Annotated in this window: 13 protein-coding genes; 5 read left to right on the top strand and 8 right to left on the bottom strand. The window is 66.2% G+C overall.

Features of this window, described 5'->3' with window-relative positions; translation table 11 throughout:
• Positions 1 to 6: 6 nt before the first annotated feature.
• The 4 genes from H289_RS0105290 to H289_RS0105275 form a co-directional block, all read right to left on the bottom strand.
• The gene (locus tag H289_RS0105290) at positions 7 to 1,122 is read right to left on the bottom strand and encodes an alpha/beta hydrolase (RefSeq protein ID WP_196809985.1); all 1,116 of its coding nucleotides are present in this window, start codon (positions 1,120 to 1,122) and stop codon (positions 7 to 9) included.
• A gap of 77 nt (positions 1,123 to 1,199) precedes the next feature.
• Positions 1,200 to 1,973: a glucose 1-dehydrogenase gene (locus tag H289_RS0105285; protein ID WP_036420142.1), complete on the bottom strand. Its 774-nt coding sequence runs from the start codon at positions 1,971 to 1,973 to the stop codon at positions 1,200 to 1,202.
• 75 nt (positions 1,974 to 2,048) lie between these two features.
• A complete protein-coding gene (locus tag H289_RS29765) occupies positions 2,049 to 3,527 on the bottom strand; it encodes a WS/DGAT/MGAT family O-acyltransferase (RefSeq protein ID WP_196809984.1) in 1,479 nt (492 codons plus the stop codon).
• A gap of 228 nt (positions 3,528 to 3,755) precedes the next feature.
• Positions 3,756 to 5,228 (bottom strand): APC family permease, encoded by a 1,473-nt coding sequence (locus tag H289_RS0105275; RefSeq protein WP_020099711.1) that lies wholly within the window; start codon positions 5,226 to 5,228, stop codon positions 3,756 to 3,758.
• 220 nt (positions 5,229 to 5,448) lie between these two features.
• Here H289_RS0105275 and H289_RS0105270 point away from each other — a divergent pair, with 220 nt between their 5' ends.
• Positions 5,449 to 6,246: a L,D-transpeptidase gene (locus H289_RS0105270; protein WP_029104813.1), complete on the top strand. Its 798-nt coding sequence runs from the start codon at positions 5,449 to 5,451 to the stop codon at positions 6,244 to 6,246.
• A 263-nt stretch (positions 6,247 to 6,509) separates the two neighbouring features.
• Here H289_RS0105270 and H289_RS0105265 read toward each other — a convergent pair whose 3' ends face one another.
• The 3 genes from H289_RS0105265 to H289_RS0105250 form a co-directional block, all read right to left on the bottom strand.
• Positions 6,510 to 6,926, bottom strand: a complete 417-nt coding sequence (locus tag H289_RS0105265) for a hypothetical protein (RefSeq protein ID WP_412457992.1) — start codon at positions 6,924 to 6,926, stop codon at positions 6,510 to 6,512.
• Positions 6,927 to 7,249: 323 nt separating this feature from the next.
• Complete coding sequence (locus tag H289_RS0105260) at positions 7,250 to 7,465, bottom strand: three-helix bundle dimerization domain-containing protein (RefSeq protein WP_020099708.1); 216 nt, start codon at positions 7,463 to 7,465, stop codon at positions 7,250 to 7,252.
• Between the two features lie 120 nt (positions 7,466 to 7,585).
• Positions 7,586 to 8,188 carry a TetR/AcrR family transcriptional regulator gene (locus H289_RS0105250; protein ID WP_020099707.1) on the bottom strand — a complete coding sequence of 201 codons (603 nt, stop codon included), beginning with the start codon at positions 8,186 to 8,188 and terminating at the stop codon, positions 7,586 to 7,588.
• 25 nt (positions 8,189 to 8,213) lie between these two features.
• Between H289_RS0105250 and H289_RS0105245 the strand changes: the two genes are divergently transcribed.
• Both H289_RS0105245 and H289_RS0105240 read left to right on the top strand, forming a co-directional pair.
• A complete protein-coding gene (locus H289_RS0105245; protein ID WP_029104811.1) occupies positions 8,214 to 8,978 on the top strand; it encodes an SDR family NAD(P)-dependent oxidoreductase in 765 nt (254 codons plus the stop codon).
• 160 nt (positions 8,979 to 9,138) lie between these two features.
• The gene (locus tag H289_RS0105240) at positions 9,139 to 10,125 is read left to right on the top strand and encodes an alpha/beta fold hydrolase (RefSeq protein ID WP_036420140.1); all 987 of its coding nucleotides are present in this window, start codon (positions 9,139 to 9,141) and stop codon (positions 10,123 to 10,125) included.
• A gap of 18 nt (positions 10,126 to 10,143) precedes the next feature.
• On the opposite strand, the gene H289_RS0105235 is transcribed toward H289_RS0105240, so the two are convergent.
• Positions 10,144 to 11,283 carry an acyl-CoA dehydrogenase family protein gene (locus tag H289_RS0105235; protein ID WP_029104809.1) on the bottom strand — a complete coding sequence of 380 codons (1,140 nt, stop codon included), beginning with the start codon at positions 11,281 to 11,283 and terminating at the stop codon, positions 10,144 to 10,146.
• Between the two features lie 93 nt (positions 11,284 to 11,376).
• On the opposite strand from H289_RS0105235, the gene H289_RS0105230 reads away from it, so the two are divergent.
• A complete protein-coding gene (locus tag H289_RS0105230; protein WP_020099703.1) occupies positions 11,377 to 11,961 on the top strand; it encodes a TetR/AcrR family transcriptional regulator in 585 nt (194 codons plus the stop codon).
• A 146-nt stretch (positions 11,962 to 12,107) separates the two neighbouring features.
• Positions 12,108 to 13,199, top strand: coding sequence for a cellulase family glycosylhydrolase (locus H289_RS0105225; protein ID WP_502685695.1), 1,092 nt, complete (start codon positions 12,108 to 12,110; stop codon positions 13,197 to 13,199).

Raw genomic sequence — 13,199 nt, 5'->3', positions numbered from 1 at the left:
ACCGGCCTACGCGGTGCCCAGTGACTCGCGGAACCGACGGCCGAGGATTCGACGCGCCGCGCGGGTCCAGGTGAACCCGACGTGCCCGGCGTTGACCCAGCGCACATGTTCGGCATGCCACGAATCAGCAAGGGCCTCAGACTGTTCCATCGGGATCAGCCGGTCTGCCTTGGCCATGAACAGCGTCCGGTCCCGCGGTGCGACGACCGTCGGCAGCGCCAATGGGGACACGACCTGGAAGACAGTTCGGGCGTCGTCGGAGGCAATGACGTCCCGGTACTCCGCGGGCGGGCCATGGTGCGTCAGCAGCGCGAGTGGATCGGCGAATGGCAGCGCCGCGGCCACCGCGTCGAACCGTTCCAGGCCGGCCAGCACGGTGGACAGGTAGCCACCGAGTGAGACGCCGTAGAGGCCAACCGGGGCATCGGTGGTGCTGCGAATCCAGCTCACCAACCGGCGGACATCCCACACGGCCTGCGTGATGCCGTGCAGCATGGAGGCGAGATCGAGGGACAGCAGTTGGCCGTCGCCGGGCTCGCGGCGCGGCCCGTGCAGTGGCGAAATCGGCAGCGCCACATTGTATCCGAGCTTGTGGTGCAGGTAGTTGGCCCACAGGACGTTCAGGTCGAAGCGCGACGACCCCATGCCGAAACCGTGCAGGATCACGACCCACGGAGCGGGGGAGTCGGGGCGGCGCAGCAGCCGGACGGTGACGGTGTCGTTGCGGTCGTTGCCGGGCCACCGGTCCGCACCCGGCTCGAACGACCGGGCGTCGAATTCCGATGCGAAGGACATCGACTCGTGCCCGAGTGGGCCGTTGTGGGTGCTCCAGTGCAGGACGTCGGCGTCGTTGAGTTTCGGGGGAGTTCGGTGGTACTTCGACGGTTTGGAAATCCAGCCCCGCCTCTTGAACATCGTCGCGGCCTTGTCCAGGTCGGCGGCGAGCCGGTCCGGTGCGGCGTCGGCCGGCAGCTTCGGCTGGCGCAGGCGCATGACGGCGAGCACGGCTTCATCGACGGCGATGTGCGGGGCCACGGCCATGCGCTCGCCGACGTCCATGCACTCGGGACGGCTCACCATGGGCGGCTCGGGCAACTCATCGTTCCTCAGTGGGGCAGACACCATTGTCTCCTTGCTGGAAGTCGTCCCTCAGTTCAAACATGTTGAACTGAGGGACGATTGGCTGGTCGCCTATGTAGTTATTGGCCCATCACGTACTTGACGGTGGGTCCGGTGGTCCAGCCGCCGTCGACCGCGATCTCGGCGCCGGTGACGTACGAGGCGGCGCGCGACAGCAGGTAGGTGACGGCGCCGGCGATCTCGTCGGCCTCGCCGACGCGACCCATCGGGGTGTTGGGGTAGTTGCCCTCGCCCTGCTGGATGCCGACCTGCGCCGTCATCGGCGTGTAGGTCATGCCGGGGTGCACGGAGTTCACCCGGATGCGGTCGGTGCCGAGCTCCACCGCGGCGATCTTGCTGAGGCCGCGGACGGCCCACTTGGAGGCGCCGTAGCCGGCGGTCAGGGCCAGCCCCATCAAGCCCGCGGCCGAGGAGATGTTGACGATCGAGCCACCGCCGGCGGCGCGCATGGGCGCGATGACGGCCTGGATGCCGTTGAAGACGCCGACCAGGTTGACATCGAGCACCGTGCGGAAGTGCTCCAGCGGTTCGTGCTCGATGAATTGGCCGGTGGAGATGCCGGCGTTGTTAACCAGACCGGTGATCTTGCCGAACTCCGCGACCGTCAGCGCGACGGCCGCATCCCACTGGGCACGATCCGTCACGTCGAGGTGTATGTAGCGCGCAGCGTCCCCGAGCTCGGCTGCCAGCTGCTTGCCCTCATCGTCGAGGACGTCGGCGATGACGACCTTGCCGCCGCCGGCCACGATGTGTCGTGCCATCGACGCGCCGAGACCACGTGAACCACCGGTGACAATGGCCACCACGTCCGACAAGCTATCCGAATCTGCCATCGCAGCAACTTCCTTTCTCACATCGTCAGGGCATGGATCGCCATCGCGTCTGCCCTCATGTGAAGGCAATCACATCTATTCGGCGCTGCCGCCGGAGCTCCCACCCGGTGGGACTGCGGCACCGGTTTTCTTGGTCGCCGAGGCGCTCTTCTTCGCGACGGGCTCCTCCCAACCGGACGCGGCGAGAAGCCGGTCGAGCTCTGCCTTGGCGCCCTCGAGGATTTCCCACGGGTCCTCGACGAGGTCCGGATCGGCCTGGATGCCGACGTCGACGTTGCCGCCGTAGCTGAAGACCGTGACGTTGATGCCCATGCCGACGGTCAGCGGGCCGACGGGAACGATGTGCTCGATCTTGGCGCCGGCCATGTACAGCTGGATCGGCGGGCCGGGGACGTTCGAGACGATGAGGTTGCTGGCCAGCGGCAGTTTGTCCTCGAGCTTGGCGGCGCGGAAACCCTTGAACATCAGGTTCAGCAGTACCGGCGGCGCGAAGTCGGTGAGCCCGATGGACTGGCCGGCCTGCAGGTCCTCGGCCAGCGCCTTGGCGCTGTTCATGCCGTTGTGGATGGCGGACAGCCGTTCGACGGGATCCTCCACATCCGTGCACATGGAGGCGATCATGGTGTGCACGTGGTTGCCGGGGGTCTCGTCGCCGGCGTCGCGGGTGGACATCGGCACGGTCGCCAGGACCGGCGTCTCGGGCAGGGCGTCGCGCTTGGTCAGGTAGGTGCGCAGCGCGCCGGCGACGACGCTCAGGATCACGTCGTTGACCTTGACGCCGAGACCGTTCTTGACGTGCTTGATGTGCGCCATCGGCAGCGATGTGTACGCGAAGCTGCGGTGCGAGCTGAGCGCGCCGTTGAAGCTGGTCTTGGGGGCGCTCATGGGGCGTGGCGGCGGGTCGTCGCGCCGCAGGTGGCTGATGGTGGTCACCGCGTTGCGGACGGTTTGGCCAAGGTACTGAACGACTTTCGGCGGCGTGGTCGCGGCCGACAGCGTGCCCTTGGCGAACAGTTCGAGGCTCGAGTGGCGGGGCTGCTCACCCTCGTCGGGCAGGTCGACGATCGGGCCCTTGGCGTCGGGCGTGACGTCGCACAGCACCGATGACAGGCCTGCGCCGGACACGCCGTCGACGATCGAGTGGTGGGTTTTGGCGATGAAGGCGACGCGGCCGCCTTCGAGGCCCTCGACGAACCAGCTCTCCCACAAAGGCTGGTTACGGTTGAGCTGGCGGGCCAGGATTTCGCCGACGACGTCGGCAAGTTCCTTCTCGCCACCAGGAGCGGGTAGTGCCGCGCGGTGAATGTGGTAATCGAGCTTGAAAGCCGGATCGTCGACCCACACCGGCCGATCCAAGCCCAGTGGCACCTCTTGGATACGGCGCCGGAACGACGGCAGGTAGGGCAGCCGGCGGTCGAGGTGATCACGCAGATGCTCGAAGTCGAATCCTGGTGCGTCACTGGGATCCAGAATCATCAACCCCAGCGTGTGCTGTGGCCATTCAGTGCCCTCCATGGACAAGAACATGGCATCCATGCCGGACAAGCGCTTCACCGCAATACTCCCCTCGTGGACCACGGATTTGTGGCGGCAATAACGTATCCACGAATGCGGATTCTGCAATTGCTACTTCCCAGTCAGCGAGATTGAAATGCGCGGCCTATCAGCGGTTCTCCCGCCATTCGAAATGCTGCCACTAAGTACACTCGGTTAGCTGTTTCATTTTTCCCACGACTGGCGAGAAGATGTGAAGAATGCTCGCGCAAATATATTCTGCTGAAATCAATTGGGCGAGACGGCGAATTCATCGATTCCCGGCTCGGTGTCGAGCACTTCGCGATTCAAGATCAACATCTTCACGAAATATCCGACGCCGAGGGCGATGAGGCCGAGGACGATGAAGCTGGGTACCCGCGCCGTCGTGGGTGTCACGAGCACGAAGATCGCCACGCATACCCAGACCAGTGCGACGCCGGCTACGGGCAGTTCGAAGCGGCCCAGGCTGAATCCGCCCTCCTTGTGTTCCAACCGTTTTCGCACGGCGAGATACAGCACGACGATGGCACCGTAGATCAGCGCGGGCAGGATCGTCGACGCGATGATCAGCTGGATCAGTGCCGCCCCGTGGAGGGTAGCCATCAGCACCACACCCACCGCCAGGATCAATAGCGTTGCGGGCACCGGAGTTTGGGTGCGCGGGTTGACCTGCCGCATGATGCGGTGTGCGGGGAAGCGGGCGTCACGCGCCATGGCGAAAACCTGCCGCGAACACGCGGCCATCACCACCAGGCCGGCGCCGAACATCGCCAATACGATGCCCGCCAACAGGATTCGTTCAGCGACCGGCCCGAGCTGTTCCCGGATGATGAGCGCGACCGGGGAACCGCTGTGACTGACGGTGCCGACGTCCTTGATCGCGATGGTGAGCGCGATGAGGAACACCAGGCCCGCGACGCCGGCCGCGACGACGGACGCGACGATGGCGCGCGGCACGCTGCGGAACGGGTCCTTGGCTTCCTCGGCGAGGTTCGCGGCGGAGTCGAAGCCGACCAGCGTGGTGAGACCCATGATCATGCCGGCCATGAGGCCGCCGCCGACGGCGTAGTAGTCACTGGCGCCTGCGGTGATCCCGCGGGTCGTGAGGTTCTCGATGTGTCCGCTACCGGTCACCGCCATGACTATCCCGAGTACGAGCACCAGGATGAGGACGATGCCCAGCTCCAATCCGACTGCGCCGGAAGTGATCAGGCCGAGCAGCCGGGTCGACGCGATCACCAGGGTCGCCTGGACGACGAGTACCGCGATGGTGATCAGGCGTGCGGTGTCCTCGCTGTCGCTGAGCCCCAGCAGCGGCATGAGGGCCTGGCTGGCCAAGGCGTTGTCCACGGCAACCGCCGCTATCGCGAGATACCAGAACGTGAGCCAGCCGAACAGCCAGCCGATCTTCGGGTTGGCCAGCCGCGAGGCCCATTGATACGACGACCCGCTGAGCGCGATACGGGCCGTGAACTGTGCCACCACGAGAGCCACGAGCGTCTGTCCGATGGCCGCGATGATCCACAGCCAGATGCCGACGGGTCCGGATGTCTGCAGGAGATCGTCATAGGTCCCGAAGATGCCGACCGCCACCGAGATGAAGGCAAACGAGACCGCGAAGACCTGAAAGCCGCCGAGGGTGCGTTTCAGCTCCGGTGTGTAGCCGCAGTCGACGCACTCGTCGTCCGCCGCCCGGACCGCTACGCGCTCTGTTGCCATGGCCTGCCCAGCCCTTCTGTGGCCCCCTAACGCATAATTGTCGCGCACGTCAACGATAGCTGCCGGGGATTGCTCATGTTGGTCTGCGCCGTGATGTTGGGTGGCCAATCCGTGACGAATCTTTGACCGAAATATTGACGCGCCGTACGGATTTCGGCGTTTCCCGCCCAATACCATGACGGTGTTCAACCATGCGGCCAGCGACAAAGGGGTCGGATATATGCGGGTGTTAGTACACGGTGTCCTTGCCGTGGTCGTGGTCGCCACGACTACCACTGGCGGCGCGCTCGGTATCGAGACAGCGGGCCTTCGCCTGCCGTTGGGCTCGATGATCGAGTCGACGCAGCCGACGCAGGGAGTGCCGGTCGGCGTCGCGCATCCGATCGTGGTGACATTCAAGCGGCCGATCACCAACCGTGCGGCCGCCGAAATGGCCCTGGACGTGACGTCGAAGCCGGCGATGACCGGCAAGTTCGAATGGCTGGATAACAAAGTGGTGCAATGGGTTCCGGATGGCTTCTGGCCCGCGCACAGCACCATCAAATTGACGGTCGGCGGTCAGCCGATGGCGATGACCACCGGCCCGGCGGTCATCGGAACCGCCCATGTCGCGGACCATACCTTCACCGTCACGATCGACGGCCAGACCCCACCGGATATGCCGGCGCCACACCACCTTCCGCATCTCGGCGAGTCGGGCGTGCTGCTCGCGACCATGGGTCGGCCGGAGTATGAGACACCCATTGGCAAGTACACCGTGTTGGCGAAAGACCGCAACGTCCTTATGGATTCGAGCAGCGTCGGTATTCCCGTCGACCATCCGGACGGGTACATGACAGAGGTCGAGTTCGCGGTACGGATCAGCCGCCGTGGACTGTTCGTGCATTCGGCGCCCTGGGCCGTCGAGTCGATGGGCTTCGAGAACGTCAGCCACGGCTGTATCGGTGTGGCGCCCGCGGGCGCCGAGTGGTACTACAACACCGTCAACGTCGGCGACCCGGTCATCATCGAGCCTTAGTTAGGTTGCACCTCAAGCTGATTCGCTGTCCGGCGGTCGTTACTCGTACGAGTGCGCCCTCAGTTCAGGGTCAATCCCGGTTGAGGGTCACAGTTGGTTGATCCTGAACTCAGGGCTCTGCCTACTCGCACAAATGCGCCCTCAGTACAGGGTCAACAGGATCTGACTGCCGCGGTCCGCTGACTCTGCGCCCCGAACGCCTGAAGCACCCGAGCCACGAGGGCTCGGGTGCTTCACTGAAAGCGGTTGTGCAGCTGGATGGTTCAGTTCTGCGGGCCGGGCTGGGTCGGCAGGTTGGGGGTGGGGCCACCGGCGTCGACGGGCCGCAGGGTCCGGGCCTCCTTGCCGTCGGCGACGCCACCCATGTCCATCGGGATGGCTGCGGGGGCCGCGGCGATCGGGATGGGCGCCCCGATCGGCAGGCCGGCGGGGATCGGGGGCACGACCGGGGGCACCGCTGCCGGGACGGGCGGGACGACCGCGGGAACCGGCGGGACTGCCGCCGGAACCACCGGAGCGGCCGCCAGCGGGCCGACGATGCCCGAGGATTCGACGGCGGGGGCGGCGCAGGGCGCGGCGGCTGCCGCGGCTGCGGGTGCCCCTGCGGCAGGGGCTACGGCGCCCGCGTCGCACGCGTACCCGCCGGTCTTGAGTGGGACTGCCGCTGCGGTCGGGCTCACGGCCACGGCCGTCGCGCACACACCGGCGCTGGCAACTATTTTCACAGCGATTCGACCAAAGCTGATCATCACCGGCGTCTCCTTGAACGTGCCCTTAAATTACAGCGCCGAAAATTTGCGCAGCTGAACCGTAGGGCACCGCGAGTGGCTGGTTCAAGACATGTTTTCAATCGGATGCGCGCTCGACATGGGACTGAGCCGCGACCGTGACCGCATCGTTTCAATTGCCTCAAAGTCCTCACGGAGAGGTCTCGGCAGGTAACGGGTTGGTGCCGGAACCCATTGTGAGGCCGGCAAACTCGGCGAGGGCCGAGCGGGCCGGACTAGCGAGTGGCGTCGCCGGCCAGCTGTCGTGCCAACTCTTCCTCGGCACGCCGTTCGACGAGGAGCGGGACGAAGTCGCGAATGGTGCTGTCGGCGAACTGCCGGCGGGCGCCGTCGATGACGGTGGCCACCCGGGCCGGGGGCAGGTCCGCAAACTTGGCCGTGAGGCGGGTCTCGATTTCGGTGAATACCTGCTCTTCGGTCTTGGCGGCCATACCGTCGATCCTTCTCGGCGGCTTTGACGGCTGTCAACGCAGATGGGGTGGCGTGTAGGCGAACTAACAATTGCGGGTGCCGTGTGAGCCGGGGAGATGACACCGGTGCGCCGCCGACAGTTATCGCTGCCGGAGCGCGTTGATCCCTTCGTCGAGGGCAGCCTCGAGGTACGTGAGGTCGCCGGTGGCGAGCATGACGCCGACGCCGCCCTGGATGCCGGCCAGCAGCGCGGCTGCCGCCCGCTGGGGGTCGACGGTGTGCGCAATCTTGTCCTGTTGCTGCATCGCCACGATGCCGTCGGCGATGGCGCCCCGCCAGGAGTCGATCAGTTCGGTCGTGACCGCCTGCGCGCCGGCGCTGGTGCGACCGATCTCGGACATCAGCACCGCGATCGGGCAGTTCTGGCCTTGTTGGCGGTAGCGGTCGACCACGGTGTCCCGCCAGCGCTGCCAGGCCGCCCATGAGGTGAGCGCGCCGAGGTGGGGTTGTTGATCGTCGAGCACCCGTTGCGATTCCAGCGTCGCAACGGCGAGCAGCAGCTGTTCTTTCCCGTGGGGAAAGTAGTGAAAAATCTGGCTTTTCGAGGTTCGGGTCCGCGCCATCACGTCCTCGATGGTCGTGAGCGCGACACCACGTTCCCGGATCTCGGCCGCGGCGCCGTCGATGATCCGGGCTCGGGTGGCCTGTCCCTTGGCTGTCAGTTTTTGGACTTGCAGGTCCATTTTGTCCGGTGAACCATGTGGACTCATGAGTCCAAAAGATACGCGACTGTCCGGTCGCACAGCACTTGTCACGGGTTCCACCGGCGGCCTGGGGACGGCCATCGCGCGCAGACTGGCCGATGAAGGCGCGCACGTTGTGATCAGCGGACGGAATGCCGAGCGCGGCGCCGCGCTGGTGGCCGCGATCCGGGCGACCGGCGCCGAGGCGTCGTTCGTCGCTGCCGACCTGGCGGGCGGTGACGATGCGATCCGCAACCTCGCCGAACACGCCACCGAAGCAGTAGGTGGGCGGCTGGACATCCTGGTGAACAACGCCGCCACGCTGTTGATGCCGACGCCGACGGCCGATGTCGCCCCGGAGGTACTGCGGGAGGCGTTCGAGGTCAACGTCTTTGCGCCATTCCTACTGACCGGGGTGATCGCGCCGCACATGGTGCGCAATGGCGGCGGCGCCGTGGTCAACATCGGATCGATCACCGGGTTGCGCGGGGCCAGTGGTTCGGCGATCTACAACTCGAACAAGGCGGCGATCCACTCTCTCACCACATCCTGGGCCGACGAGTACGGCCCGTTCGGGGTTCGGGTCAACGCGGTGGCGCCGGGGCCGATCGCCACCGAGCGGCAACAGGAGTTCGCAGACCACGTCCAGCCCGTGCTGGACCGGCTGCCCTCCCGTCGGATGAGCACGCCGGAAGAGGTCGCCGCGTCGGTGGCGTTCCTGGCGAGTGATGACGCCGCCAACATCCACGGCGTCGTCCTCAGCGTGGACGGTGGCTGGGCCGCAGTCTGACGTAGTGGTCGGCGCACACCCACGAGGCAGGTGCGGTCGGTCGAAATCTATCGTTGGACACGACGCGCAACGGCGTGCAGCGTTGGCGGCGAACTGGCGAACTCTGGAGGAACGACGGACCGTGAACGGCTTCAACAGAAGACAGTTCGGCTTGACGGCGATGGCAGCGGTGGGTGCGGCGTCATTGGCGGCGTGCGGGTCGTCGTCGGAACCGGCTGCGGTCGAGAAGACGGCACCGCCGCCCACGCCGGAACACAACCTGAACGCGGTCAAGCAGATTCGGGCCGGCGACCTCGATGTCGGCTACGTCGAAGCGGGTCCGGCCGAAGGTCCGCCCGTCATCCTGCTGCACGGCTGGCCGTACGACATCCACAGCTATGCCGATGTGTCCGCGTTGCTGGCAGACCAGGGCTTCCGGGTGATCGTGCCGTATCTGCGCGGCTTCGGGTCGACCCGGTTCCTGTCCGACACCACGGTCCGGAATGGACAGCAAGCCGCCCTGGCCGCCGACGTCGTGGCCCTGATGGATGCGCTCAACATCCCGCGAGCGATCCTCGGCGGCTTCGACTGGGGTGGACGTTCGGCGAATGCTGTTGCGGCGTTGTGGCCGCAGCGGGTCACCGGGCTGGTCGCGGTCAGCGGATACATCGTGGTCAATCGTGCCGCCAATCTCCAGCCGCTGGACCCGGAAGCCGAACTGGGCTGGTGGTATCAGTACTACTTCGCCACGCCTCGCGGTGAACTCGGCTACCGGAAGAACACCAAGGAGTTCAACCGGCTGATCTGGTCCAAGGCGTCGCCGCTGTGGCACTTCACCGACGCGGCCTACGGCCTGAGCGCCGGCGCGTTCGACAATCCCGACCATGTCGCCATCGTGATCCACAACTACCGCTGGCGCCTCAGCCTCGCGGAGGGTGAAAGCCGTTACGACGCAGACGAACAACGACTGCAGGCCAAGCCGCTCATCCATGTCCCGACCATCACGATCGGCAGTGACTTCGACGGCGCGGCGAAGGACGGTGCGGGATACCGCGCGATGTACACCGGTGCGTACGAGCACCGTGTTCTCGACGGCATCGGGCACAACGTGCCGCAGGAGGCGCCCGCACAGTTCGCGAACGCCATCATCGACGTCAGCCGGATGTAGCCCGGCCGGCGTCGGTCGCTACTTGGCCAGGCTCCGGCTGATCACCAGCCGCTGAATCTGGTTGGTGCCCTCGAAGATCTGCATGATCTTGGCCTCGCGCATGAAGCGCTCCACGCGGTAGTCGCGGGTGTAGCCGGCGCCGCCGAAGACCTGCACCGCGTCGGTCGTGACTTTCATGGCGGCGTCGGTGGCGACCAGTTTCGCGACCGAGGCGTTACGGGAGTAGGGCAGCCCGGCGTCGCGCCGGCGGGCGGCATCGAGGTAGGTGGCCCGCGCCGAGTCGACGGCGGCGGCCATGTCGGCGAGCAGGAAGCCGAGTCCCTGGTGGTCGATGATCTTGCGGCCGAACGTCGTTCGCTCCTGGGCGTAGGCCACCGCCTGATCCAGCGCCGACTGGGCCAGGCCGACGGCGACGGCGGCGACACCGAGCCGGCCGGCATCGAGCGCGCTGAACGCGATCGGCAGGCCTTGACCCTCGGCGCCGATCAGCCGCTCGGCCGGCAGGAACGCGTTGTCGTAGTGCGCGGAGGTGGTGGGCACCGCGTGCAGGCCCATCTTCTCCTCGGGTCGCCCGAAGGACAGCCCCTCGGTGCCGGCGGGTACCAGGAAGCACGAGATGCCTTGCGACCCTTCGCCGGTGCGCGCGAACAAGGTGTAGAAATCGGCGAGTCCACCGTGCGTGATCCAGGCCTTCGAACCGGTCACCCGGTACCCGCCATCGGAGGCGACGGCCTTGCAGGCCAGTGCTGCGGCGTCGGAACCGGCCTGCGGCTCGGACAGGCTGTAGGCGCCGACCAGGTTGCCGCTCAACATCTCTGGCAACCAGCGCTGCCGCTGCTCGTCGGTGCCGAAGGTCATCAGCGGGTGGCAGGACAGGCTGTGCACGCTGACCGCGATGGCCACCGAAGCCCAGCGGGCGCCGAGTTCTTCGAGCACCTGCAGGTACACCTCATAGGGCTGGCCGCCGCCGCCCCATTCCTCGGGGTACGGCAGGCTCAGCAGTCCGGCCTCGCCGAGGGTGGGGAACACCCCGTCGGGGTACGTCTCGTCCTTCTCGTGCTTGTCGACGATGGGGTCCAGCACCTTGTCCGCGATGTCGCGGGTGAGTTCGATCAGCGCGTGGGCTTCATCGTTGGGCAAGAGGCGATCAACAGGCACCGGGAACTCCACTAATACGTCGGACAGTACTGAGTTACCTGACACAGTACTGTTTGAGCAGTACTGAGTAAAGGGCCGCAGTACTATGCCGGGGTGAGCACGCGCACGTCCCCGGCGTTCGGCACCCGCCGACGCACTGAGCTGTTCGACGCCCTGATCGCGCTGTTCCTCGACGAGGGATTCGCCCACCTCACGCTCGACGACATCGCCGCTCGGCTGCGGTGCTCGAAGTCCACGTTGTACACGCTCGCCGGCAGCAAGGAGCAGTTGGTGCGCGCCGCGACCGTGCAGTTCTTCCGGCAGGCAACCGATGAGGTGGAACAGCTGGTGGCCGGAGTCGACGGCGCCCGGGCGCGGATCACGGCGTATCTGTCGGCGGTGGGGACGGTGCTGGACGCCGCATCGGACCAGTTCATGATGGACCTGGACGCCTTCGCCCCCGCGCGCAGTGTCTACGAGAAGAACACCCAGATCGCGGCCCGTCGAGTCCAGGAGATGATCGCCGACGGCGTCGAGAGCGGTGAATTCCGCGATGTCCATGCGTCTTTCGCGGCCGACCTGGCGGCGACCATGATGGTGCGCATCCAGCAGCGGCGGGTGCGCGAGAGTACCGGACTCGACGACGCCAGTGCATATCGCGAGCTTGCGGCGATCCTCACCGCCGGCATCAACGCCTGAGCCGGCCGCCCGACGTCACCACCGGACATCGTGTTTGTTGCAACTCGATAAGCACGCCCCAATTGCTCCATCAAGATCAGTAGCCTCGTGCGGTGGACCGCAGAACCGCTCTCAAGGTGCCGCTGCTGCTGGCGGCGGGCTCTGCCATGGCCGGATTCTCCGGACCGGCTCTGGCGTCCGCAGCCGGGGCGCGCTGGACGCCCGAGCGGGCCAACAGCTGGTACCAGGCACAGGGCTGGCTGGTCGGCGGGAACTACATCACCTCCACCGCGGTCAATCAGCTCGAGATGTTCCAGGCCGGCACCTACGACCCCGGGCGCATCAAGGCCGAACTCGGCGCGGCCCGCTGGTTCGGGTTCAACACCGTCCGCGTCTTCCTGCACGATCTGCTGTGGGCGCAGGACCCGCAGGGCTTCTCGCAGCGGCTGTCGCAGTTCGTCGGCATCGCCGCGAGCAACGGCATCAAGCCCCTGTTCGTGTTCTTCGACTCGTGCTGGGACCCGCATCCGAAACTCGGCGTACAGCGGGCGCCGACCCCGGGGGTGCACAACTCGGGCTGGGTGCAGAGCCCGGGCGCGGACCGGATCGCCGATCCGAATTACCGTGGGGTACTGCAGAATTACGTCACCGGTGTGATCAACCTGTTCCGCAACGACAACCGCGTACTCGGCTGGGATCTGTGGAACGAGCCCGACAACCCGGCGGCGGTCTACCGCAAGGTCGAGCGCAGCGACAAGATGAAACTCGTTGCCGATCTGCTGCCGCAGGTGTTCGCGTGGGCACGTGCCGTCGACCCGGTGCAGCCGCTGACAAGTGGTGTGTGGCAAGGAAGTTGGGCCAATCCAGCGCAGCGCAGTGCAATCGCGTCGATCCAGCTGGACAACTCGGACATCATCTCGTTCCACAGCTACGCCAAGCCGGCCGACTTCTCCGCCCGGATCGACGAGCTGGCCCCACTGGGCCGGCCCATCATCTGTACCGAGTACCTCGCTCGCAACCAGGGCAGCACCGTTGAGGGGATTCTGCCAGTTGCCAAGCAGCGCAACGTGGGTGCGTACAGCTGGGGACTCGTGGCCGGCAAGACCCAGACCTACTTCCCGTGGGATTCGTGGGATCACCCCAACCCCGCGGAGCCGAAGGTCTGGTTCAGCGATCTGCTCTACCCCAACGGGCGGGCCTTCCGCGACAGTGAGGTCCTCACCGTCCGGAAGCTGACCGGAACACCCGGCCCGACGTAG

This window comes from Mycobacterium sp. 360MFTsu5.1, from assembly GCF_000383495.1.
GTDB lineage: Bacteria > Actinomycetota > Actinomycetes > Mycobacteriales > Mycobacteriaceae > Mycobacterium > Mycobacterium mucogenicum_B.
The sequence above is the reverse complement of the archived record's forward strand: the minus strand, read 5'-3'. Positions and strand labels throughout refer to the sequence as shown.